A 22,085-nucleotide genomic window follows, 5' to 3' on the forward strand; every position below is an offset into this window, starting at 1 on the left:
ACGCTGTTGAGTTCTCAAGGAACGGACGCTTCCTTCGGTCCCGTTTCACCGGGGCCCTCCGGGCGCTTCCCTTCGTTCTTGCGTTTCCGACTCTACCAGACTCTTTCGTGTCCGATTCCCGGTCGAAGCGGGTTCTTGCTTTTTCGCTTTCCAGTTCTTCGCTTTCGCGTTTCCCTTTCGGCGTGGTCACTACATTAGCCGATTTCCTCGGCGACTCATAATCGAGCCGTTCGGGAGAATTTCGGCATGCCGAAATCACACCCGCCAGGGGTGAATCGTAGGTAGTGGTTGGCCCTCTCACGATGCTTCGGTCCGGTCCGATGGACCACACCAAGAACAACTGCATCCGTTCAAGCGGCTCGGACTACACTAGGGAAACAGCAGGGGCGAGTCAAGTTGCGCGGCGGCGGGGCGTGTGAGCCCGGTAAGGGCTGACCGTGGGGTCGCCGTCGATCCAGAAGCGCCAGGGCTGGTGTGAGCCGTCGCCGCCAACCCCCGTGCGGGGACCGCTCCGGACCTGGTCGGGAGATGGCGGAGTACCCCGTAGGACGGACAGCGGCCGCTGCGGGCCGTGCACCACGTCCACCCCGTTCAACGCGCGGTCGACGTCGAGGGCGGTGGCCAGTCGCGCCGGCCCTTTGGCCAGTTCTCTGTCATACCGGGCCGAGAATCGACGTTTGCGGGCCATCTCCGCTCCGATGCCGATCTCCCCGGCCCGGAGCAGGACACCGCTCGCCATGCCCTCGGGGCCACAGACCAGATTGAGGCAGTGCCACATGCCGTACGTGAAATAGACGTACGAGTGACCCGGCGGTCCGAACATCACGCTGTTGCGCGCTGTCCGGCCGCGGAAGGCGTGGGAGCCCGGGTCGATCTCGCCCGCGTACGCCTCCACTTCCGTCAGGCGCAGCTCGATGGGGCCCTCGTCCGTGGTCCGGACGAGGGTGCGGCCCAGAAGATCGGGCGCCACGTCCAGCACGGGCCTGTCGAAGAAGTCCCGCGTGAGCGGCGTACGGTCCATGCCCTCGTTCATGGCGTCCGAGGGTACTGGGCTCGGCGTGGCGGGAACCGGCTACGGTCGTGGCGCGTATGTAGAGGTCAGGACCAAGGAGGAAAACATGGGCTTCAAGCGGTTGCTCGCGAGCATGGGTGCCGGCGGTGCTTCGGTCGAGACCGAACTCACCGAACTCAATGTCGTCCCCGGCGGGGTCGTCCAGGGCGAGGTCCGGATCCAGGGCGGCTCCGTGGACCAGCAGATCGAGGCTCTCTCGGTCGGCCTGCAGGCTCGGGTCGAGGTCGAGGGCGGTGACCAGGAGACCAAGCAGGACATCGAGTTCACCAAGCTGCGCCTGGGTGGTGCCTTCCAGGCGCAGGCCGGTGCGGTACACGTCGTGCCGTTCGGGCTGGAGATCCCCTGGGAGACGCCGATCACGATGTTCGCCGGGCAGCAGCTGCGCGGCATGAACATCGGGGTGACCACCGAGCTGGAGATCGCCCGCGCCGTGGACTCGGGCGACCTGGACCCGATCAACGTGCACCCGCTGCCCGCGCAGCAGGCCATCCTGGACGCCTTCGGGCAGCTGGGCTTCGGCTTCCGCAGCGCCGACATGGAGCGCGGCCACATCCGCGGCACCCGCCAGCGTCTGCCGTTCTACCAGGAGATCGAGTTCGTCCCGCCGCAGCAGTACCGGGGGCTGAACCAGGTCGAGCTGACGTTCGTCGCGGACGACCGGGAGATGGACGTCATCCTGGAGATGGACAAGAAGCCGGGTCTCTTCAGTGAGGGCAGCGACTCCTACCGCGCCTTCCAGGTGGGTCTCACCGACTTCCAGGGCACGGACTGGGCCGCGTACCTCAACCAGTGGCTCGCCCAGGTCGGCGGCCAGCGCAACTGGCTCTGACGCCCCTTAGGGTCGGTGGGAAGACACCGCACAGCCGATCCAGGAGAGGTGCTGACGTGACCGAGCCGAAGAGGGCGCCGCTGCCGCACGACTTCCATCCCGAGGTCCCCCCGTTCACCGTGGTGAGCGAGGACCTCGCACAGGGGGCCGTGCTGACGGACGCCCAGGTGTACGCGGCGGGGAACACCTCGCCGCAGCTGCGGTGGGAGGGCTTCCCCGCGGAGACGAAGAGCTTCGCCGTGACGTGCTTCGATCCGGACGCCCCGACGGGCAGTGGGTTCTGGCACTGGGTGCTCTTCGACATCCCCTCGTCCGTCACGGAGCTCCCCGCCGGTGCGGGCAGCGGGGCGTTCGAAGGGCTGCCCGAGGGTGCCGTCCAGGCGCGCAACGACTACGGGGCCAAGGAGTTCGGCGGTGCCGCGCCTCCTGCCGGTGAGAACCACCGCTACGTCTTCACCGTGTACGCGGTGGACACCGAGAAGCTCGGCGCGGACAGCGACGCCTCGCCCGCCGTCGTCGGTTTCAACCTGCGGTTCCACACGCTGGGCCGAGCCCAGCTGATCGGGGAGTACGCCGCCCCCGAAAGCTGAAGGTTCGCCTGCCGTTTGCCCTGCCCTGGTCTTGGAGAGATCAGGGCAGGGCACTTTTTATTGCGTTGTCCGTCACGGCTCACCCGGACAGAGTTGATCCGGGCCCGCCGACAGACGGGCGGCACAGGGGAGGTGGGCAGGATGCGGGACACACTGGTGCTCAACGCGAGCTTCGAGCCACTGTCGACGGTGACGCTCAACCGTGCGGTGGTTCTGATCCTTCAGGACAAGGCCGTCGTCGAGCAGTCGCATCCCGGGCTCCGTATGCGTGGTGCCGCCGTGGACATTCCGGTCCCCAGGGTGATCAGACTCTGCCGGTACGTACGGGTGCCGTTCCGAAGACACGCGCCGTGGTCCAGAAGGGGTGTTCTCATACGGGACCAGCACCGGTGCGCGTACTGCGGGCGGCGGGCGAGCACCGTGGACCATGTGGTGCCGAGGGCCCAGGGGGGCCAGGACACCTGGTTGAACACCGTGGCCTCGTGCGCGGAGGACAACCACCGCAAGGCGGCCCGGACGCCGGAGCAGGCGGGCATGCCTCTGCTGCGTCAGCCGTTCGTGCCTTCGCCGGCGGACGCGATGCTGCTCGCGTTGGGGGCCGGCGACCGGTCGGCGCTGCCGGAGTGGCTGGCGCACTCTGCGGCGTGACGCCTTGGACGTGTGCGGAAGCCCGCTCCCCCGTACCGGAGGGGGCGGGCTTCCGTCCGTCAGCGCAGCAGCAGCTGGACGATGGCCGCGGTGCCGACGACGACGATCAGGGTGCGCAGGAAGCGCGGGCTGAGCCGGCGGCCGACCTTGGCGCCTATCTGGCCGCCGATCGCGGAACCCACCGCGATGAGCACGACGGCCGTCCAGTCGAAGTCCGCGACGAAGAGGAAGAAGAGCGCGGCGACGCTGTTGACGACGGCGGCGAGGACGTTCTTGACGGCGTTGAGGCGCTGCATCGTGTCGTCGAGCAGCATGCCCATCAGGGAGAGGTAGATGATGCCCTGCGCCGCCGTGAAGTAGCCGCCGTAGACGCTGGCGAGCATCAGGCCCGTGAACAGGAGGGGCCCGCCGTCGGGTCGGGCGGGGGTGCCGGTGCGGTCGCGGCGGCGCTGGACCGCTGTGCTGATGCGGGGCTGCAGAATGACCAGCACGAGCGCGAGGGCCACCAGGACGGGGACGATCGTCTCGAACGCCGTGGCGGGCAGGGCGAGCAGGAGGGCGGCCCCGGTGAGTCCGCCGATCAGTGCGCCGACGCTCAGCTTCAGTACGCGGCGGCGCTGGCCTGCGAGTTCCTCGCGGTAGCCGATGGCTCCGCTGATGGCCCCCGGGATCAGGCCGAGCGCGTTGGACACGGTGGCGGTGACCGGTGGCAGACCGGTCGCGAGGAGCACGGGAAAGGTGATCAACGTGCCGGAGCCGACGATGGTGTTGATCGTGCCCGCGCCGACCCCGGCCGCGAAGACCGCGAGAATCTCCCAGATGGACAAGGCCATCTCCTTCGATGGTCAGTGACGCCTCCCCGCCATGAAGGTCGAGGGGCCTCACTGATCATGCACGAAGGTGTGTCCCGGTCAGTCGACCGGGGGCTGCTCCCGGCGTTCCACGGCGTTGCCGTTGTTGCCGTTGTTGCCGGTGTTGAAGCCGGGGACTCCGCCGCCGAGGTTGCCGAAGGCGCCGCTGAGGCCCTTGAGCGCGTCGCCGATCTCGCTGGGCACGATCCAGAGCTTGTTGGCATCGCCCTCGGCGATCTTCGGGAGCATCTGGAGGTACTGGTACGAGAGGAGCTTCTGGTCCGGGTCTCCGGCGTGGATGGACTCGAAGACCGTACGGATGGCCTGGGCCTCGCCCTCGGCGCGCAGCGCGGACGCCTTGGCCTCACCCTCGGCGCGCAGGATCGCGGACTGCTTCTCGCCCTCGGCCGTGAGGATCGCGGACTGCCTGATGCCTTCCGCGGTGAGGATGGCGGCGCGCTTGTCGCGGTCGGCGCGCATCTGCTTCTCCATCGAGTCCTGGATGGAGGTGGGCGGCTCGATGGCCTTGAGCTCGACGCGGTTGACGCGGATGCCCCACTTGCCGGTGGCTTCGTCGAGGACCCCGCGGAGCGCCGCGTTGATCTCCTCGCGGGAGGTCAGGGTCCGCTCGAGGTCCATGCCGCCGATGATGTTGCGGAGCGTGGTGACGGTGAGCTGCTCGATCGCCTGGATGTAACTGGCGACTTCGTAGGTCGCGGCGCGGGCGTCGGTCACCTGGTAGTAGATGACCGTGTCGATGTTGACGACGAGGTTGTCCTGGGTGATCACCGGCTGCGGCGGGAACGGGACGACCTGTTCGCGGAGGTCGATCCGGTTGCGGATCGAGTCGATGAACGGGACGACGATGTTCAGCCCGGCGTTGAGCGTGCGGGTGTAGCGGCCGAAGCGCTCCACGATGGCGGCACTGGCCTGCGGGATGACCTGGATCGTCTTGATCAGGGCGATGAAGACGAGCACCACCAGAATGATCAGGACGATGATGATCGGTTGCATCGTGTGCCTCGTGCCCTTCGGTTGCCGGCGGATCGCGGTGATCGATGTCCAACTGCCATGGTCGTCATGGCCGTTGCACTCTCATGATGATCGACTTCGAGTGTGTCAGACTGCGGGCTTCCCCGTGACCGGTTCGCTCACATGACCACGGCCGTCGCACCGTCGATGTCCACGACGTCCACCTGCCGACCGGGTTCGAAGGTCTGGTCGCCGTCGAGCGCGCGGGCGGACCAGACCTCGCCGGCGAGCTTGATGCGCCCGCCACTGCCGTCCACCCGTTCCAGCACGACGGCCTGACGGCCCTTCAGCGCGTCGATTCCGGTGGCCTCCCCGGGCCGGCTCGCACGGTGTCTGGCCGCGATCGGGCGGACGACGGCGATCAGCGCCACCGACACCACGACGAAGACCAGGACTTGGGCGACGACGCCCCCGCCGAGGGCCGCGACGACCGCTGCGGCCACCGCCCCGACGGCGAACATCCCGAACTCGGGCATCGCGGTCAGGACGAGGGGAATGCCCAGTCCCACCGCTCCGATCAGCCACCACACCCACGCATCGATGTCCACAGGGTCATCGTAGGACCGAGAGTGCGCTCGCCGACAGGGCGCCGCAGAGGTTGGCCGTGGTGCGACTACCCGCCGAGGGGAAGTCCGCGGGCGGTGTAGCGGTCGCCGTGGTGCTCGACGACGAGCGGCAGGCCGAAGCAGAGGGAGAGGTTCCGGGAGCTGAGCTCGGTCTCCATGGGGCCTGCGGCGAGCACCTTGCCCTGACGGATCATCAGGACGTGGGTGAAGCCGGGCGCGATCTCCTCGACGTGGTGGGTGACCATGACCATGGAGGGGGCGTACGGGTCGCGGGCCAGCCTGCCGAGGCGGCGGACCAGGTCCTCGCGTCCGCCGAGGTCGAGCCCGGCGGCGGGCTCGTCGAGGAGGAGCAGCTCGGGGTCGGTCATCATGGCGCGGGCGATGAGGGTGCGCTTGCGCTCGCCCTCGGAGAGCGTGCCGAACTTGCGGTCGAGGAACTCGGTCATGCCGAGGCGGTCGAGAAAAGCGCGGGCGCGCTCCTCGTCGACGGCTTCGTAGTTCTCGTGCCAGGTGGCGGTCATGCCGTACGCGGCGGTGAGCACCGTCTGCAGGACGGTCTGGCGCTTGGGGAGCTTTTCGGCCATGGCCACACCGGCGATACCGATGCGGGGGCGGAGCTCGAAGACGTCGGTGCCGACCCCGCCGAGCCGCTCGCCGAGGACCGTGGCCGTGCCGGTGCTCGGGAAGAGGTAGCTGGAGGCGAGGTTGAGGAGGGTGGTCTTGCCCGCGCCGTTCGGCCCGAGGATGACCCAGCGCTCCCCCTCCTTGACCGACCAGGAGACGTCGTCCACCAGAGCGCGTCCGTCGCGGACCACGGATACGTCCACCAGCTCCAGTACATCGCTCATGGCGCGTTGTCTCCCCATACAGTGTCGAGATCGTCGCGTGCCTGTGGGCACAGCTCCCAGGGAAAACCTACGCCACCCGTGGAGTGCTCAGGCCGTGGGGCCGTTCCCTAGGCTGTTCCCATGCTTTCGGAACCACGCTCAGGGCGGCTTGCCGCATGGGGAAACGCGCTTATGGCGGGACTTGCGTCACCGGACGACGCGGCGCTCGCAATCGTCGGCGAGGACGCGGTGCACCGCGTCGAGGGGCTGCCGGGTGAGGCGGGGCCCGTCGGGCTCACGCTGGCGCTCGGCCGGCTGAGGGGGCTCGGCGCGACCGGTTTCCGGGTCGCCCTGCCGGTGCCCGGGCATCCGCTGGGGCTCAGCGGGCCGCCGGACTTCAACGCCCGGGCTCTGGAGGCGGAGGAGGCGGTGGTCACGTCGGGGGCGCCGTACGGGCTCGTACCGGAGGTGAGTGAGGTGGGGCCCGCCGGGGATCTGCATGTCGAGGTGGTCTGGCGCTGTCTGTCTGTCCGGGAGGCGCCGCCTGCCGATGTGCCGTCGCTGGGTGAGGCGGAGCGGGAGCTCGCCGAGGCGTTGCGGGACGCGACGGCGGTACTGTCGCGGCTGGATGTCGCCGGTTCCGGGCCGGTCGCGGAGGCCGCGGTGGATGCCTACCGGGCGCGGGCGGAGCGGGGACGGGAGGTGCTGGCTCCGGGCTATCCGCCGAGGGCGGTCCGGGTGCTGGAACTGGCTCAGCGGGTGGGGCTGCTGGTGTCGGTGGCCCATGAGAACGGGCACGGCGGCGCGGTGAGCGCTTCCGAGATCGCGGCCCGGAGTGAGGCGCTGCGGCCGGTGGAGCGGGTGGCCCGGCGGGCGCAGGTCGCGGCGTACAACGCGTACGTGGAGGAGCGGGGGCGGTAGTCCCCCGGCCGCCGGAGGGCTCGGGTGAGCCCTCCGGCGGCGAGGTGCGAGGCGTCGGTCAGCCGTTCAGGCCGAAGTTGCCGAAGGCCGGGTTGAGCAGGCCCACGACGTTGACCGTGTTGCCGACCACGTTCACCGGGACGTGCACCGGGACCTGGACGACGTTGCCCGAGATGACGCCCGGGGAACCGACGGCCGTGCCGTGGGCACCGGCGCCACCGTGTCCCGTGGCGGAGGCGGCTCCGGCACCGGCGGCGATGATTCCGCCCGCGATCATGGTGACGGCTGCGGCCTTCTTCAGGTTCTTCACTTCAGGATCCTCCTCGCGTCGCCGCGGCCGACCGCCGCAGCACGCATGGAGAACGCCCGTACGCCGCCGAGGATGCGCCGTACGGGTGACATACACCCGACAGTATGAATCGCGGACTGGAGTGAACCCGTCCGCTTGTCTGACAAACTCCCCCGTCGGCAGCGCCGCCGTCAGCCCGCCGCTCCGTGCCGGACCGCCCACAGCGCGGCCTGGGTCCTGTCCGACAGGTCGAGCTTCATCAGGATGTTCGAGACATGGGTCTTCACGGTCTTCTCCGACAGGACCAGCGCCCGGGCGATCTCCCGATTGGAGCAGCCGTCGGCGATCAGTCCGAGCACCTCCCGCTCCCGCTCGGTCAGGGTGCTCCCCCGCCCCGTGCCGTTGCCCGTGTCGTCATGGGCCAGCAGCGCGCCGGCGACCTCCGGCTGGAGCAGGATGTGGCCGGCGTGGACCGAGCGGATGGCGCCGGCCAGGGCGTCCGGGTCGACGTCCTTGTACACGTAACCCGATGCTCCCGCCCGCAGGGCGGGCACGACCGTGCGCTGTTCGGTGAAGCTGGTGACGATCAGTACCTTGGCCGGATTGTCCAGCTCCCTGAGCCTGCGCAGTGCCTCGATGCCGTCCGTGCCCGGCATCTTGACGTCCATCAGGACCACGTCGGGCCGCAGCTCCTCGGTCCTGGCGACGCCCTCGGCCCCGTCGGACGCCTCGCCGACGACCTCTATGTCGTCCTGGACCTCGAGGAACGTACGCAGTCCCCGGCGGACCACCTGGTGGTCGTCGACCAGCAGGACCTTGATGATCTTGTCAGCCACAGGGGACCTCCATCTGGATCGTGGTGCCCTTGCCGGGCTCCGAAGCGACGGTGAGCCGGCCGCCGACGCCGCCGGCCCGGTGCCGCATCGACACGAGGCCCAGGTGCCGTCCGGCGCGCCGGACGGCACCGGTGTCGAAGCCGCCGCCGTCGTCGGTGATGCGCAGCACGGCCGTGGTCGCCTGCCGGGTGAGTGTGACGGTGACCTGCCCGGCGCCCGAGTGGCGCAGGGCGTTGTGCAGGGCCTCCTGGGCGACCCGGAGCATCGCCTCCTCCTGGGTGGCGGGCAGGGCTCGCACCCCGGAGCTCTCGAACGTGACCTGGGCGCTGTGGGCGCGGTTCAGGACCTGGATCTGGGTACGGAGGGTGGCGACGAGGCCGTCCTCGTCCAGGGCGGCGGGGCGCAGCTCGACGACGGCCGCGCGCAGCTCGTCCACGGCTTCCCCGGCCAGGTCGGCGACCTGCTGGAGCTCGCCCTTGGCCCGTGCCGGGTCGCGGTCGACGAGAGCTGCGGCGGCCTGGGCCGTGAGCCGGAGCGAGAAGAGTTTCTGGCTGACGGCGTCGTGCAGCTCGTGGGCGAGCCGTGAGCGCTCCTCGGCGATGGTGAGCTCACGGCTGCGTTCGTAGAGCCGGGCGTTGGTGAGGGCGATGGCCGCGTGCTGGGCGAGGATCCCGAGGAGCTCCTCGTCCTCCTCCGTGAAGTTGCAGCCGTCCGTCGGCCTGGGACAGCGCTTGTTGGCGAGGAAGAGCGCGCCGATGGTCTCGTCGCCGTCCTGGATGGGCAGGCCGAGGAAGTCGGACATGTCGGGGTGGGCGTCGGGCCACCCCTCGAAGCGGGGGTCCTCGCGGACGTCGGCGAGCCGCTGGGGTTTCGCCTCGTGGAGCATCGCCGCGAGGATGCCGTGCTGCCGGGGCAGCGGTCCGATGGCCTTCCACTGTTCGTCACTGACCCCGTCGACGACGAACTGGGCGAAGCCGCCGTGGTCGTCCGGCACTCCGAGGGCGGCGTACTCGGCGTCCAGGAGTTCGCGGGCCGAGGCCACGATGGTCTTGAGGACGTCCCTCACCTCGAGGTGCCGGCTCATGGCGAGCAGCGCGGCACTGACCGCGGCGAGGCCCGACGGTGGGCGATGACTCATGTGCTCACCGTACCGGCGGGGGTACGGCCGTCGTATCGGGCTGCGGGCCCCCGCCGCATGGGGCCTGGGTCCTAGGCCGAAGTACCTCGGGCGGCTGCGGCCGATGGACGACGCGGCGGACGCGGACTGGGCGCCGTTCCTACGTTGGTGGCGTCGGAGCGTCACGAGGTTCGAGGGGATGGCTGTCATGCCGATCGCAGTGATCACGGGTGGATCGAAGGGGCTGGGGCGCGCGCTCGGCGCGGCTGGTCAACGCGGCACGGGCGGGTGGGGGCAGGGCGATCGCCGTGAGGCCGACGGCGGTGCGGGCCCTGGAGTCCGCGGCCGGGGACGACGGGGCGGTGCGGGCCGCGGCGGGCTGGACGGATCTGGTCGTGACGCCGCGGCGCGGCGTGCGGGTGGTGGACGGGCTGCTGACCGGGCTGCACGAACCGGAGGCCTCGCACCTGCTGATGCTGGAGGCCGTCGCGGGACGGGAGGCGCTGCGGCAGGGGTACGCGCAGGCATTGGGCCACCGGTATCTCTGGCATGAGTTCGGGGATGCCCACCTCCTGCTGCCTCCTGCCCGAAATCCCCTTACGCCCCGCATTACAGGAGCAACTTTCAGTGAGCCCGGAGGGGGCCCCGTGTGAGCCCAGGCATAGGACCCACGTCACTTACGAAGAGGGATAGTTGACCCATAACGGGCAACTCACCATGACTCAAACCGGACAAGGAGGAAGGAACGAGACCCTCACCCACTACCCGGCTTCGTACGTCACACCTTTGCCAGGCCATTTTGCTGGAGCTAAGAATTGCAGCTGTCCCCGACGGAGATGCCCCCCGGCGCTTCCGTCCGCGTCCTCGCCGAGGACCCCTGCTATTCGAAGAGGTACGACTGTATGTCCGTGTCCCGCATCTCCAGCCGTAGCCGTCGCCTGAACAAGGCGCAGAAGCTCTCCGTCGCGGGGGTCTCCACCCTGGCAGCCGCCGCTCTCGCCTTCTCGCTCGTCCCCGACGACGCCTCGGCCACGACCGAGCCGCAGGCTGCCTCGGCCGCCCAGCCGGTGGCCTTCACCGGCTCGCAGGCGAAGGACGTCCGCGCCAGTGTCATCGAGCAGAACTCGACGGCCGAGCAGCTCGTGAAGGCGGCCGACGCCGCCAAGGCCAAGGAAGCCGCCGCGAAGAAGAAGGCCGCAGCCAAGGCCGAGGCAAAGGCCAAGGCCGTCGCCGAGGCCAAGGCCGATGCGAAGAAACGTTCCGCCAAGAAGGCCAGCCGCGCGGCCGACCGCAAGCCGGTCTACGCCAACAACCTGGACGGCTGGATCCGTGAGGCTCTCGCCATCATGGACAAGAAGAACATCCCCGGTACGTACGAGGGCCTGCACCGCAACATCATCCGCGAGTCCAGCGGTAACCCGCGCGCCATCAACAACTGGGACATCAACGCGATCAACGGCGTCCCGTCCAAGGGACTGCTGCAGGTCATCAAGCCGACCTTCGACTTCTACCACGTCAAGGGCACCAAGCACGACCAGTACGACCCGGTCGCCAACATCACCGCTGCCGCCAACTACGCGGCGGACAAGTACGGCTCGATCGACAACGTCGACAGCGCGTACTGAGCCACGCACCGAGCAGAACCTGGCAGAGCTGACCTGCCGGTCCGCAGCGTCGCGTGACCGGCGGCACATGCCGAAGGGCGGCACCCCACGGGGTGCCGCCCTCGGGCGTTTCCAGGACCGGTACGGCCCGGCGCGCGTTACTTCCGCATCACCTCGGGCTCATGGCGGCGCAGCATCCGCGAGACCGCGAAGAAGAGCACGGCGCTCATGAAGAGCATCACCGCGATGTTGATCCCCCACTGCCCGGCCGAGTGCTCCCAGAGCGGGTCCAGGTCGGTCGGGTTCTTCGGGTCCCACGGCGGCATGAGGTGGGCGAGGTCCAGCGTGGTGCCGGCCGCGGCCACCGCCCAGCGCGACGGCATCAGCCAGGCGAACTGCTCCAGGCCCGGCGATCCGTAGACCTGGAAGAGCACACCGGTGAAGACGACCTGGACGATGGCGAACATGACGAGCAGCGGCATGGTCTTCTCGGCGGTCTTCACCAGCGCGGAGATCATCAGGCCGAACATCATCGAGGCGAAGCCCAGCGCGATGATCGACAGGCAGATCTCCACGGCCGGGGGCATGAAGAGGCCCTCCTCCGGCAGCTCGCGGGTGGAGAAGCCGATCCCGCAGATGATCACGCCCTGGAAGGCGGTGATCACACCGAGGACGATCACCTTGGACAGCAGGTAGGCGGAACGGGAGAGGCCGGTGGCCCGTTCCCGCTCGTAGATCACCCGTTCCTTGATCAGTTCACGTACGGAGTTGGCCGCGGCGGCGAAGCACATGCCGACCGCGAGGATCAGCATGATGGTCCCGGCCTTGCCGTTGAAGCGGGACGGCGGATCGGGTTCCGCCAGGCCGAACTCCGCCGGGATGACCACGCTGACCACGCCGAGAACGGCCGGCAGGAGCACCATCAGGAGCAGGAAGCCCTTGTCGGACACGATCACCGAGACGTATCGGCGCATCAGCGTCCACAGCTGGGCCAGCCAGCCCGACGGCTTCGGCGGACGCATCTGCTGCGGCGACGGCATGTGTACGGACTGTGCGGCGACGGCGTCGATGTCCGCGGCGTACATCTGGTAGTGCTGCGAGCCGCGCCAGCGTCCCGCCCAGTCGTACTCACGGTAGTTCTCGAACGCGGAGAAGACGTCGGCCCAGCTGGTGTAGCCGAAGAAGTTCAGCGCCTCCTCGGGCGGGCCGAAGTAGGCGACGGAACCGCCGGGCGCCATCACCAGGAGCTTGTCGCAGATGGCCAGCTCGGCCACGGAGTGCGTGACCACGAGGACCGTACGGCCGTCGTCGGCGAGGCCGCGCAGCAGCTGCATGACGTCGCGGTCCATGCCCGGGTCGAGGCCCGAGGTCGGCTCGTCCAGGAAGATCAGCGACGGCTTGGTCAGCAGCTCCAGGGCGACCGACACGCGCTTGCGCTGGCCACCGGAGAGCGAGGTGACCTTCTTGTCCTTGTGGATGTCGAGCTTGAGCTCGGCGAGGACCTCGTGGATCCGGGCGGTGCGCTCGGCCTCGGTGGTGTCCGCGGGGAAGCGGAGCTTGGCCGCGTACTTGAGGGCCTTGGTGACCGTCAGTTCCTTGTGCAGGATGTCGTCCTGCGGGACCAGGCCGATGCGCTGGCGCAGCTCGGCGAACTGCTTGTACAGGTTCCGGTTGTCGTAGAGGACGTCGCCCTGGTTGGCGGGCCGATAGCCGGTGAGCGCCTTGAGCAGGGTGGACTTGCCGGAACCCGACGGGCCGATGACGGCGATCAGCGACTTCTCCGGGACGCCGAACGAGACGTCCTTGAGGATGTCCTTGCCGCCGTCGACCGTCACCGTGAGGTGACGGGCCGAGAAGGAGACCTCACCGGTGTCGACGAACTCTTCCAGCCGGTCCCCGACCAGCCGGAAGGTCGAGTGACCGACACCGACGATGTCGTTCGGACCGATGAGAGCGGTACCGGACTTGCTGAGCGGCTGGCCGTTGACGTACGTGCCGTTGTGCGAGCCGAGGTCGCGGATCTCGAAGCGGCCGTCGGGCGTCGCCCGGAATTCGGCGTGCAGGCGTGAGACCTGCAGGTCGGAGACGACCAGCTCGTTCTCCAGCGCACGGCCGATGCGCATGACGCGGCCGAGGTCCAGCTGGTGGAACGTGGTGGGGCTGCGGTCGCCGTAGACCGGCGGCGCCCCCGCCGCGCCACCGGGACCGCCCGCCCCGTGGCCCTGCTGGTGCGGGACCGGGGCCTGCTGCATCTGCTGCATCTGCGGTGCCTGCTGCCAGGCCGCCTGCTGTTGCTGCGCGGGACCACCACCCGGCCAGCCGGCGGCGCCCTGCGGCTGCTGTGCCTGGTGCTGCGGCTGTTGCGCGGGGGCCTGCTGCGCTTGCTGCGCAGGAGGTGCGGGCGCCGTCTGCACTCCCGCCGCCGCCTGCCCGCCGTGGACTCCGGCGCCCGCCGCGGCGGTGAGGCTCAGCCGCGGTCCGTCGGTGGCGTTGCCCAGGTGGACCGAGGTTCCCGGGGCGATCTCCATCTGCTGGATACGGCGGCCCTGCACATAAGTGCCGTTCGTGCTGCCGTGATCCTCGATGGACCAGCTGCGGCCGTTCCAGCTGATCGTGGCATGCCGCCACGACACTCTGGCGTCGTCGATCATCACGTCGCCCTGCGGATCACGTCCGAGGGTGTACGGCCTGGACGGATCGAGCGCCCAGGTCCTTCCATTCAATTCCAGTACGAGTTCCGGCACTCCGCGCCCCACTAGTTGTCCCCCGAGTTGCCCCCGTCGCAGGAGGCCTAGGGATGCTGAACATCGTGGGGAACTATTCCAGGAGCGGTCCCGTAACGGAAAGCCGGGAGGCGTGAAGACGGCGCGGAAGCTATGCGTCCCTCCCCCGACTCGGGAGGAATGCGTCCGGAGCATCCCATCCGATGCGCCCGGTTCCCGGGCCGTCGTCCCCACCGGGTACTGTCCGGCACTCGGGACGGCTTCTGGACCCGCCCTGCGGCCCTATACGGTGGGACCACCATGAGCGCACCTCAGCCACCTCGGTCACCCCGGTCTCCTGAGCCCCCCGAGTCTCCTCGGGGCACGGACGCCCCCACGCTTCTCGTCAAGATCTTCGGGAAGGACCGGCCTGGTATCACCGCCGGACTTTTCGACACCCTCGCCGCCTACGCCGTCGATGTCGTGGACATCGAGCAGGTCGTCACCCGTGGCCGCATCGTCCTGTGCGTCCTGGTGACCTCGCCGGCCCCGGGCGGCACGACCGAGGGCGACCTCCGGGCGACCGTGCACAGCTGGGCGGAATCCCTGAAGCTGCAGGCCGAGATCATCTCGGGCACGGGCGACAACCGCCCGCGCGGCGACGGCCGTTCCCATGTGACCGTGCTGGGACACCCGCTGACAGCGGAGTCCACAGCGGCCATAGCGGCCAGGATCACTTCCACCGGCGGCAACATCGACCGGATCTTCCGCCTGGCGAAGTACCCCGTCACCGCCGTCGAGTTCGCGGTGTCCGGCACCGGGACCGAAGAACTGCGGACCGCGCTGGCGACGGAGGCCGCCGGCATCGGCGTCGACATCGCCGTCGTGTCGGCCGGGTTGAGCCGCCGGGCGCAGCGTCTGGTCGTCATGGACGTGGACTCGACGCTCATCCAGGACGAGGTCATCGAGCTCTTCGCGGCCCATGCGGGCTGCGAGGCCGAGGTCGCCGCGGTCACCGAGCAGGCGATGCGCGGCGAACTCGACTTCGAGCAGTCCCTGCACGCGCGCGTCGCACTGCTGGCCGGGCTCGACGTGTCGGTGGTGGAGAAGGTCCGGGCGGAGGTCCGGCTGACCCCCGGTGCCCGCACCCTGATCCGGACGCTGAAGCGGCTCGGCTACCAGGTGGGCGTGGTCTCGGGGGGCTTCACCCAGGTCACGGACGACCTCAAGGAGCGTCTGGGGCTCGACTTCGCCTCCGCCAACACGCTGGAGGTCGTCGACGGCAAGCTCACCGGCCGCGTCGTGGGCGACATCGTGGACCGGGCGGGCAAGGCCCGGCTGCTACGCAGCTTCGCGGCCCAGGCGGGGGTGCCGCTGGCGCAGACGGTGGCGATCGGTGACGGCGCGAACGATCTGGACATGCTGAACACCGCGGGCCTGGGTGTCGCCTTCAACGCCAAGCCGGTCGTCCGCGAGGCCGCCCACACGGCGGTGAACGTCCCGTTCTTGGACACCGTGCTGTATCTGCTCGGGATCACCCGTGAAGAGGTCGAGGCCGCCGACGGCCTGGTGGACTGACCACGCGGGTCCGGTACGACGGGGCGTCGGCACACAGGGTGTGCCGGCGCCCCGCCGCAGGCGGTCGGTCAGTCGTTCGGCGTCCAGTACTCGACGAGTGTGCCCGCGCCGTGTTCCAGGCTCTTCCAGGAGCCGGAGAACTCGACGACGGCGTAGGCCGCGGTCGGGAAGCCGTCCCTGGTCATGCGGGCGAGCGCGTCGCCCTCGGACCGGCCGGAGAGCGCGTCCGCGGCACCGTGCATACCGGGATTGTGGCCGATGACGAGCAGATTCCGCACGTCGTCGGGGGTCTCGTCGAACAGGGCGATCAGTTCGCCGAGGGAGGCCTCGTACAGCCTCTCCTCGTACACGGTCCTGGGACGCTGTGCGAATTCGTGGACCGCGAGCTTCCAGGTCTCGCGGGTCCGGGTGGCGGTCGAGCACAGAGCCAGGTCGAAGACGGTTCCCGAATCGGCCAGCTTGCGGCCGGCGACGGGCGCGTCCTTCCTGCCCCGTTCCGCCAGTGGCCGCTCATGGTCGGACTGCTGCGACCATTCCGCCTTTGCATGCCTGAGAAGGACGATCCTGCGAGGTGTATCGGCGCTCATACAGCTCAGCTTCGCACGAAATGCGCCTCCGGGCGCAGGGTGTTGACGGGCTCCCTCGCTGGGGGTGATGACGGGCGGCGAGGTGTGTAAGGGGCCGGTCAGGCGGGCATCAGGCCAAGAATGTGCCCGAACAGCCGTCCGATCGCGGGGTCACCGGCCGCCGCGTGCGCCTGGCCGGGTTCGACGATCAGCAGGAGGAGCGCGGCGAAGGCGAGGGCGGGCAGCACGACGGCCCACCACGGCAGCCGGGCGTCGGCGACGGCCGTGGCGGGGCGGTGGGTCCGGGTGTTCGTACGGGCCGGCATGTCCGCCTCCGTGGGTCCTCGGCTGTGTTACCCAGAACCTACGGGCCGGCCGGCGGCGGTCCCATCCGGTGACCCACCCACTCGACCCTGAACCTGGCCCCCTAGGGGACAGGGGGGCCGGCCCCACCCCCAAGGGCTCAGGGGGAGGCGATCGTGGCGATCACGCCGATGACTACGGAGATGAGAAGCATCGTCCCGAACACGAGGAGGAGCTTCTTCTGGCCGTTCTGGGGATTCGGATCGAGCACTGGCATGCGCACAGTCTCGCATCTCAGCATTCGTCCTCGATCTTCCGGTCCCGCCCCGCGAGCATTCCCGCGACGGTCTGGGGCACGAGGAGGCCCGCCATGAGGGCGAGGGGCAGCCCCCAGCCGCCGCTGTGCTGGTAGAGCACGCCGACCAGCAGGGGGCCGGGGATCGAGAGCAGGTAGCCGGTGGACTGCGCGAAGGCGGAGAGCCTGACGACCCCCGCGCCGGTGCGTGAGCGCATCCCGATCATGGTGAGGGCGAGCGGGAAGGCGCAGTTGGCGATGCCCAGCAGCAGCGCCCAGAGCCAGGCGCCGCCCGCCGGGGCCAGGTAGAGGCCGGCGTAGCCGAGGAGCCCGCAGCCACTGAGGACGAGGACGATCGGACCCTGGGTCCGCAGCCGGGAGGCGACCCGGGGAATGACGAAGGCGAGGGGGACGCCCATCGCCATGGTCACGGCGAGCAGGACGCCCGCGGTGCCTGCCGGGATCCCCGCGTCACGGAAGATCTGCGGCATCCAGCCCATCGTGATGTACGCGGCTGTGGCCTGCAGCCCGAAGAAGCAGGCGAGCGCCCAGGACGTACGGCTGCGGGTGATCCGGAGCGCGGGCGGAGCCGGAGTTCCGGCGGCCCGCCCGGAGATGTCCCCGCGGTCCTTCACGAACGGGATCCACGGCAGGACCGCGACCGCGGCCAGTGCCGCCCAGACCACCAGCCCCGTCTTCCAGCTCCCGCCCAGCGCGTCCGTCAGAGGCACGGTGAGGGCGGCCGCGAGGGCGGTGCCGAGGGCCAGGGCCATCGAGTAGAGGCCGGTCACGGTGCCCACCCGGTCGGGGAACCAGCGCTTGACGATGACGGGCATCAGGACGTTGCTGACCGCTATGCCCATCAGGGCGAGGGCGCTGGCGGCGAGGAAGCCGGCGGTACCGCCCACGAAGGGGCGCAGCAGCAGACCGGCGGTGATGGCCACCATGCCCGCGCAGACGACGGCGCCGGCGCCGAACCGGCGGGCCAGCCGGGGCGCCATGAAGCCGAACAGCGCGAAGCAGAGCGGCGGCACGGAGGTGAGGACACCGGCGACGCTGCCGCTCATGTGCAGTCCGTCCCGGACCTCTTCGAGGAGGGGGCCGAGGCTGGTGATGGCGGGCCGGAGGTTGAGCGCGGCAAGGACCAGGCCGAGGGTGACGATCCGCAGCACCCAGGGGGAGGGACCGGGCGCGGACGTGCCGGACGCCGGGGCGCCGGGGGCTGCGGGAGGGCTCAGGGTCGGGGTCTCGTCGTGACGCATGAGACCCATCATAGAATCATGGGATGATTGACTGTCCACTTCCGTTCTCTCCCTGAGACAATCGGGGTGACGATCCGACGGGCCCGCACCTCCCGGACCACCTCTTCCGGACCATCCCCCCGAACACGAGCAAGGAGCACCATGGCGCTGACGTCCACGCGGCGTTCGGCACTCGCCGATCAGGTGATTGCCCAGCTGAGGAACCAGATCACCGCGGGCGAGTGGCCGGTGGGCTCACGCATCCCCACCGAGCCCGAGCTGGTCGAGCAGCTCGGGGTCGCCCGCAACACGGTGCGCGAGGCGGTGCGCGCCCTGGCGCACAACGGACTGCTGGACATCCGCCAGGGCTCCGGCACGTACGTGGTGGCGACCAGCGAGCTGGCCGGGGTGATGCAGCGCCGCTTCGCGGACGCCGACCCGCGGCACGTCGCCGAGCTGCGCTCCACGCTGGAGTCCTCGGCGGCCCGGCTCGCCGCCGCGCGGCGCACGGACCGGGACCTGCGGCAGCTGGACACGCTGATGGCGCGGCGCGAGGAGACCTGGGCGTCGGGTGACGCCGAGGCCTTCGTGGCCGCCGACGCGACCCTGCACCTCGCCGTGGTCGCCGCCTCGCACAACGACGTGCTGACCGAGCTCTACGCCGACCTCAACGACCTGCTCCGCGACTACCTGCGCGACGACGTGGGCTCGAAGCTCGGGCCGGAGGAACTCATGGACCACGCGCGGCTCGTCGAGGCGATCCGGGCGGGCGACGCGGAGACGGCCGCCGCCGAGGCCGCGGCCCACGCGCTGGACTGTCTGCGGGAACGGGCCTGAGGGCTGACCGCTCAGGAGGTCACCGAGTGGCTGATCCAGGCCGAGCCGACCTCTTTCCAGCAGCGGTCCTCGAGCTTGACCGTCCGGCCCGGCTGCACCGCGACCGCGCCGCCGTCGGCGTCGACGTCCCACCAGCGCGCGCACTCGGTGTGGAGCTGGACGAGATCGGTCGTGGGGTACGGGTTGTGGCAGTAGGCGATCACCCGGGATCCCTCGACCGACGTACGGCATTCGGAACCCAAGGGCTCCGGTTCCGGTGCGAGGGGCGCCGCTGCTCCGCTCCCCGCCCGGTTGGCCGCGCTCACGGCCATCGGGGCCAGGAGCCCCGCGACGACGGCGGCCGCTGCGAGCAGGGCCCAGGTTCGGCGACGTGTGGAGCGCACAGCGATCTCCTCCCCACAGCCTGACCAAAAGTCCGGTTCCACCACATTCTGCGGTGGGGCGGCCATCTTTTCGACTCGAGCGCCGGGAGAGCCTGTCGGCAACGCACGACGGCCGCGTACCCGGGCGAGGGGTACGCGGCCGTCCTGCGTGCCGTGAGCGGTCAGGCGCCCATCATGTGCACGCCACCGTCGACGTGGATGATCTCGCCCGTGGTCTTCGGGAAGAAGTCCGAGAGCAGCGCGACGACACCGCGGCCGGCCGGCTCGGGGTCGGCCATGTCCCAGGCCAGCGGCGACCGGGTGTTCCAGACCTCGGCGAGGTCACCGAAGCCCGGGATGGACTTGGCGGCCATCGAGCCGATGGGGCCCGCCGAGATCAGGTTGCAGCGGATGCTGTCGCCGCCGAGGTCACGGGCGAGGTAGCGGGAGGTGGCCTCCAGCGCCGCCTTCGCCGGGCCCATCCAGTCGTACTGCGGCCAGGCGAACTGCGCGTCGAAGGTGAGGCCGACGATCGAGCCGCCCTCGCTCATCAGCGGCTTGCAGGCCATGGCGAGCGACTTGAGCGAGAACGCCGAGACGTGCATCGCGGTGGCGACCGACTCGAAGGGCGTGTTCAGGAAGTTGCCGCCGAGCGCGTCCTGCGGCGCGAAGCCGATGGAGTGCACGACGCCGTCGAGCGAGCCGAGCTCGTCCTTGACGAGGCCCGCGAGCCGGTCGAGGTGCTCGTCGTTGGTCACGTCGAGCTCGATGACCTTGGCGGGCTTGGGCAGCTTCTTGGCGATGCGCTCGGTCAGCGTCGGCCGGGGGAAGGCCGTCAGGATGACCTCGGCGCCCTGCTCCTGGGCCACCTTGGCGGTGTGGAAGGCGATGGACGACTCCATCAGCACCCCCGTGATGAGGATGCGCTTGCCGTCGAGAATTCCGCTCATGGTGATCAGTGACCCATGCCCAATCCGCCGTCAACGGGAATGACGGCTCCAGTGATGTACGACGCGTCGTCGGACGCGAGGAAGCGCACCGCGGCGGCGATCTCGGCGGGCTGCGCGTAGCGGCCGAGCGGCACCTGCGACACGATGCCCTTGCGCTGCTCGTCGGTGAGCACCTGGGTCATGTCGGTGTCGACGAAACCGGGTGCGACGACGTTGAAGGTGATGTTCCGTGAGCCCAGCTCACGGGCCAGCGACCGGGCGAAGCCGACCAGGCCCGCCTTGGACGCCGCGTAGTTGGCCTGTCCGGCCGAGCCGAGGAGGCCCACGACGGAGGAGATCAGGACGACACGGCCCTTCTTGGCGCGCAGCATCGCGCGGTTGGCCCGCTTGACGACGCGGAAGGTGCCGGTGAGGTTGGTGTCGAGCACGGACGTGAAGTCGTCCTCGGACATCCGCATCAGCAACTGGTCCTTGGTGATACCGGCGTTGGCGACCAGCACCTCCACGGGACCGTGCTTCTCCTCGATCTCCTTGTAGGCCTGCTCCACCTGCTCGGTGTCGGTGATGTCGCACCGGACCGCGAGAACGCCCGCTTCGGTGAGCGCCTGTGGCGGCTCCCCCGAGCGGTAGGTGACGGCGACCTTGTCGCCGTTGTCGGCGAAGGCGCGGGCGATGGCGAGGCCGATGCCCCGGTTTCCTCCGGTGACGAGAACCGAGCGGCTCAACGGATCACCCTTTCCTTGGCGGTCTGGTACATCGAAAACCTATCGGTACCACTCCACATCCAGGGAATCGGCCTCTGACAGCGCCGCCGGGCCGCGACTGTCGGGTTCCCACAGTCGCGGCGGCCGCCTCAGTCCGCCGTGCCGGGCGCGAACGCGACCAGCCCCGCCTCTCGGGCCGCGTCGAGCATCCGTTTGTCGTACGTGATCAAAGAATCGATGGCATCGCCGATCGCCAGCGCGCTCGCCACATGGATGGCGTCCAGGGACCGCAGAGAGGCAGGAACCCTGGCGGCCAGGTCCCGGACCTCTTCAGTGAGAAGGATTTCGGTGACCATGGAGTCGAGATCCGCGAGAGCATGAGGGAACGATCCGACTCTGTCGAGCTGCCGAACCGTCTCCACCACACCGACCGTACTGGTGGCGATGGGCAGTCCAGGTCGGTCGGCCAGGAAGCTCCTGAGTTCTCCGGCGTTGGTCCGCCCGGTCAGCAGAGTCAGAAGGGCGGACGAATCCATGTAGATCAACGGCCCTCTTCCTCTCGCTCGGCGAGAAGGAGTGCCACCGGGTCGGGCGCGTCCTCAGGGAGTTCGTACGCGGCCATGCCGGCGAGTTCCGAGGTGGTGGCCGACTTGAGCCGTATCTTCCCCTGTGCGACGAGGTCGGAGTAGCGCGCCATGGGCCCGGAACTGGGGAGAAGCATGGCGATGACATTGCCATGACGGGTCACCTGGACCGCCTCACCCTTCTCCACGCGGGCGAAGACGGCGCTCGGGTTGTACGAGAACTCGCGAACGGAGATCGTGCTCACGGGGGGCTCCCTTCGACGTCCCACGGAAAAGTACCTACATTCGTGAATTGTACCTACAACGAAGGCAGTACGGGCCAGGAGCTACACGGTCGGGGACGGCAGTTTCGCCGCGCGAGAGCTCGTGGGCAGCGACTCCGCGAGGGTTGCGGCAAGCCGGTCGATCCGGTTCCTCGGCTCCTGATGCGGCAGCCCCAGATCCAGCACGTGCCGGTGCAGCCTTATCTCACCGCCTCGACATCGCGTGAGGGAGCGGCCCGCTCGGGCTCCGGTCCGACGAGCGGCTCAAGACGGGACGCGAAGTGGCTGATGTCGACGATGCGCGCGTCCGCGTCGGCGACGCGGCCCGTCAGCTCACTGGGCAGGTCGCGGACGAAGTCGAGCGGTGCGTCGAGGTTCTGCCAGGCGACGGACCGGGTGTAGTGGGCCGCGTCGTCGCTCGGCGCCGAGTAGCCGGCGGGTCCTCGCACCACGCCCAGGTACGCCTTCGGCCCGTCGGTGCACACCACGATGTCCCCCTCCTGTTATCCGGGAGAGGA

26 protein-coding genes and 1 pseudogene are annotated in these 22,085 nt (G+C 69.5%); 8 read left to right on the forward strand and 19 right to left on the reverse strand.

Translation table 11 applies throughout. From position 1 onward, the window contains the following. Positions 1-391: 391 nt before the first annotated feature. Entirely contained in the window at positions 392-1,033 is a 642-nt protein-coding gene (locus ACFYQ5_RS29875; RefSeq protein WP_389202027.1) for a DNA-3-methyladenine glycosylase, read from the reverse strand. Positions 1,034-1,118: 85 nt separating this feature from the next. Between ACFYQ5_RS29875 and ACFYQ5_RS29880 the strand changes: the two genes are divergently transcribed. The 3 genes from ACFYQ5_RS29880 to ACFYQ5_RS29890 all read left to right on the forward strand — a co-directional run bounded on the left by ACFYQ5_RS29880 (position 1,119) and on the right by ACFYQ5_RS29890 (position 3,139). Continuing rightward, positions 1,119-1,901: a sporulation protein gene (locus ACFYQ5_RS29880; RefSeq protein WP_389202029.1), complete on the forward strand. Its 783-nt coding sequence runs from the start codon at positions 1,119-1,121 to the stop codon at positions 1,899-1,901. Positions 1,902-1,957: 56 nt separating this feature from the next. Further along, entirely contained in the window at positions 1,958-2,491 is a 534-nt protein-coding gene (locus ACFYQ5_RS29885; RefSeq protein ID WP_389202031.1) for a YbhB/YbcL family Raf kinase inhibitor-like protein, read from the forward strand. A 141-nt stretch (positions 2,492-2,632) separates the two neighbouring features. Continuing rightward, on the forward strand, positions 2,633-3,139 hold the full coding sequence (locus tag ACFYQ5_RS29890; protein ID WP_389202033.1) for an HNH endonuclease: 507 nt from the start codon (positions 2,633-2,635) through the stop codon (positions 3,137-3,139). Between the two features lie 59 nt (positions 3,140-3,198). Here ACFYQ5_RS29890 and ACFYQ5_RS29895 read toward each other — a convergent pair whose 3' ends face one another. The 4 genes from ACFYQ5_RS29895 to ACFYQ5_RS29910 form a co-directional block, all read right to left on the reverse strand. Continuing rightward, entirely contained in the window at positions 3,199-3,972 is a 774-nt protein-coding gene (locus tag ACFYQ5_RS29895) for a sulfite exporter TauE/SafE family protein (protein WP_389202034.1), read from the reverse strand. Between the two features lie 78 nt (positions 3,973-4,050). Beyond that, positions 4,051-5,004, reverse strand: coding sequence for an SPFH domain-containing protein (locus ACFYQ5_RS29900; protein WP_389202035.1), 954 nt, complete (start codon positions 5,002-5,004; stop codon positions 4,051-4,053). 137 nt (positions 5,005-5,141) lie between these two features. Continuing rightward, positions 5,142-5,570: an NfeD family protein gene (locus tag ACFYQ5_RS29905; protein WP_389202036.1), complete on the reverse strand. Its 429-nt coding sequence runs from the start codon at positions 5,568-5,570 to the stop codon at positions 5,142-5,144. A 65-nt stretch (positions 5,571-5,635) separates the two neighbouring features. Next, positions 5,636-6,436 (reverse strand): ABC transporter ATP-binding protein, encoded by an 801-nt coding sequence (locus ACFYQ5_RS29910; protein WP_389202038.1) that lies wholly within the window; start codon positions 6,434-6,436, stop codon positions 5,636-5,638. Positions 6,437-6,556: 120 nt separating this feature from the next. Between ACFYQ5_RS29910 and ACFYQ5_RS29915 the strand changes: the two genes are divergently transcribed. Further along, on the forward strand, positions 6,557-7,336 hold the full coding sequence (locus ACFYQ5_RS29915; protein WP_389202039.1) for a hypothetical protein: 780 nt from the start codon (positions 6,557-6,559) through the stop codon (positions 7,334-7,336). Positions 7,337-7,394: 58 nt separating this feature from the next. Here the strand turns inward: ACFYQ5_RS29915 and ACFYQ5_RS29920 are convergent, their stop codons facing one another. From ACFYQ5_RS29920 to ACFYQ5_RS29930, 3 genes are all read right to left on the reverse strand, one after another. After that, on the reverse strand, positions 7,395-7,646 hold the full coding sequence (locus ACFYQ5_RS29920; RefSeq protein WP_389202040.1) for a chaplin family protein: 252 nt from the start codon (positions 7,644-7,646) through the stop codon (positions 7,395-7,397). Positions 7,647-7,816: 170 nt separating this feature from the next. Continuing rightward, positions 7,817-8,461, reverse strand: coding sequence for a response regulator (locus ACFYQ5_RS29925; protein ID WP_389202041.1), 645 nt, complete (start codon positions 8,459-8,461; stop codon positions 7,817-7,819). Beyond that, positions 8,454-9,599, reverse strand: coding sequence for a GAF domain-containing sensor histidine kinase (locus tag ACFYQ5_RS29930; protein ID WP_389202042.1), 1,146 nt, complete (start codon positions 9,597-9,599; stop codon positions 8,454-8,456). Before ACFYQ5_RS29930 ends, ACFYQ5_RS29925 begins: the two co-directional genes overlap by 8 nt. A 236-nt stretch (positions 9,600-9,835) precedes the next feature. Between ACFYQ5_RS29930 and ACFYQ5_RS29935 the strand changes: the two are divergent. Further along, positions 9,836-10,231: pseudogene (locus ACFYQ5_RS29935) on the forward strand (S-adenosylmethionine:tRNA ribosyltransferase-isomerase); the annotation flags it as partial. A gap of 249 nt (positions 10,232-10,480) precedes the next feature. Beyond that, on the forward strand, positions 10,481-11,203 hold the full coding sequence (locus ACFYQ5_RS29940; RefSeq protein ID WP_389202043.1) for a transglycosylase SLT domain-containing protein: 723 nt from the start codon (positions 10,481-10,483) through the stop codon (positions 11,201-11,203). A gap of 137 nt (positions 11,204-11,340) precedes the next feature. Here ACFYQ5_RS29940 and ACFYQ5_RS29945 read toward each other — a convergent pair whose 3' ends face one another. Next, positions 11,341-13,938: an FHA domain-containing protein gene (locus tag ACFYQ5_RS29945; protein WP_389202045.1), complete on the reverse strand. Its 2,598-nt coding sequence runs from the start codon at positions 13,936-13,938 to the stop codon at positions 11,341-11,343. Between the two features lie 267 nt (positions 13,939-14,205). On the opposite strand from ACFYQ5_RS29945, the gene serB reads away from it, so the two are divergent. Continuing rightward, positions 14,206-15,462, forward strand: a complete 1,257-nt coding sequence (gene serB / locus ACFYQ5_RS29950) for a phosphoserine phosphatase SerB (RefSeq protein ID WP_389202046.1) — start codon at positions 14,206-14,208, stop codon at positions 15,460-15,462. A gap of 68 nt (positions 15,463-15,530) precedes the next feature. Here the strand turns inward: serB and ACFYQ5_RS29955 are convergent, their stop codons facing one another. The 4 genes from ACFYQ5_RS29955 to ACFYQ5_RS29970 all read right to left on the reverse strand — a co-directional run bounded on the left by ACFYQ5_RS29955 (position 15,531) and on the right by ACFYQ5_RS29970 (position 17,888). Then, the gene (locus ACFYQ5_RS29955; RefSeq protein ID WP_389202048.1) at positions 15,531-16,049 is read right to left on the reverse strand and encodes a SixA phosphatase family protein; all 519 of its coding nucleotides are present in this window, start codon (positions 16,047-16,049) and stop codon (positions 15,531-15,533) included. A gap of 98 nt (positions 16,050-16,147) precedes the next feature. Next, a complete protein-coding gene (locus ACFYQ5_RS29960; RefSeq protein WP_389202049.1) occupies positions 16,148-16,354 on the reverse strand; it encodes a hypothetical protein in 207 nt (68 codons plus the stop codon). Positions 16,355-16,491: 137 nt separating this feature from the next. Beyond that, a complete protein-coding gene (locus tag ACFYQ5_RS29965) occupies positions 16,492-16,608 on the reverse strand; it encodes an SGM_5486 family transporter-associated protein (RefSeq protein ID WP_086010434.1) in 117 nt (38 codons plus the stop codon). A gap of 17 nt (positions 16,609-16,625) precedes the next feature. Then, positions 16,626-17,888, reverse strand: a complete 1,263-nt coding sequence (locus ACFYQ5_RS29970) for a CynX/NimT family MFS transporter (protein WP_389202051.1) — start codon at positions 17,886-17,888, stop codon at positions 16,626-16,628. Positions 17,889-18,029: 141 nt separating this feature from the next. Here ACFYQ5_RS29970 and ACFYQ5_RS29975 point away from each other — a divergent pair, with 141 nt between their 5' ends. Further along, complete coding sequence (locus tag ACFYQ5_RS29975) at positions 18,030-18,704, forward strand: FadR/GntR family transcriptional regulator (protein ID WP_389202052.1); 675 nt, start codon at positions 18,030-18,032, stop codon at positions 18,702-18,704. Between the two features lie 11 nt (positions 18,705-18,715). On the opposite strand, the gene ACFYQ5_RS29980 is transcribed toward ACFYQ5_RS29975, so the two are convergent. The 6 genes from ACFYQ5_RS29980 to ACFYQ5_RS30005 form a co-directional block, all read right to left on the reverse strand. Further along, on the reverse strand, positions 18,716-19,087 hold the full coding sequence (locus ACFYQ5_RS29980) for a hypothetical protein (RefSeq protein ID WP_389202054.1): 372 nt from the start codon (positions 19,085-19,087) through the stop codon (positions 18,716-18,718). Between the two features lie 161 nt (positions 19,088-19,248). Beyond that, the gene (gene fabI, locus ACFYQ5_RS29985) at positions 19,249-20,016 is read right to left on the reverse strand and encodes an enoyl-ACP reductase FabI (RefSeq protein ID WP_351279000.1); all 768 of its coding nucleotides are present in this window, start codon (positions 20,014-20,016) and stop codon (positions 19,249-19,251) included. A 5-nt stretch (positions 20,017-20,021) separates the two neighbouring features. Continuing rightward, positions 20,022-20,741: a 3-oxoacyl-[acyl-carrier-protein] reductase gene (gene fabG / locus ACFYQ5_RS29990; protein ID WP_103513612.1), complete on the reverse strand. Its 720-nt coding sequence runs from the start codon at positions 20,739-20,741 to the stop codon at positions 20,022-20,024. A gap of 128 nt (positions 20,742-20,869) precedes the next feature. After that, complete coding sequence (locus ACFYQ5_RS29995; RefSeq protein WP_389202226.1) at positions 20,870-21,256, reverse strand: type II toxin-antitoxin system VapC family toxin; 387 nt, start codon at positions 21,254-21,256, stop codon at positions 20,870-20,872. 5 nt (positions 21,257-21,261) lie between these two features. After that, positions 21,262-21,549 (reverse strand): type II toxin-antitoxin system Phd/YefM family antitoxin, encoded by a 288-nt coding sequence (locus ACFYQ5_RS30000; protein WP_389202055.1) that lies wholly within the window; start codon positions 21,547-21,549, stop codon positions 21,262-21,264. 218 nt (positions 21,550-21,767) lie between these two features. Beyond that, on the reverse strand, positions 21,768-22,055 hold the full coding sequence (locus ACFYQ5_RS30005) for a hypothetical protein (protein WP_389202056.1): 288 nt from the start codon (positions 22,053-22,055) through the stop codon (positions 21,768-21,770). Positions 22,056-22,085 lie beyond the last annotated feature (30 nt).

The organism is Streptomyces sp. NPDC005794 (assembly GCF_042871445.1).
GTDB lineage: Bacteria > Actinomycetota > Actinomycetes > Streptomycetales > Streptomycetaceae > Streptomyces.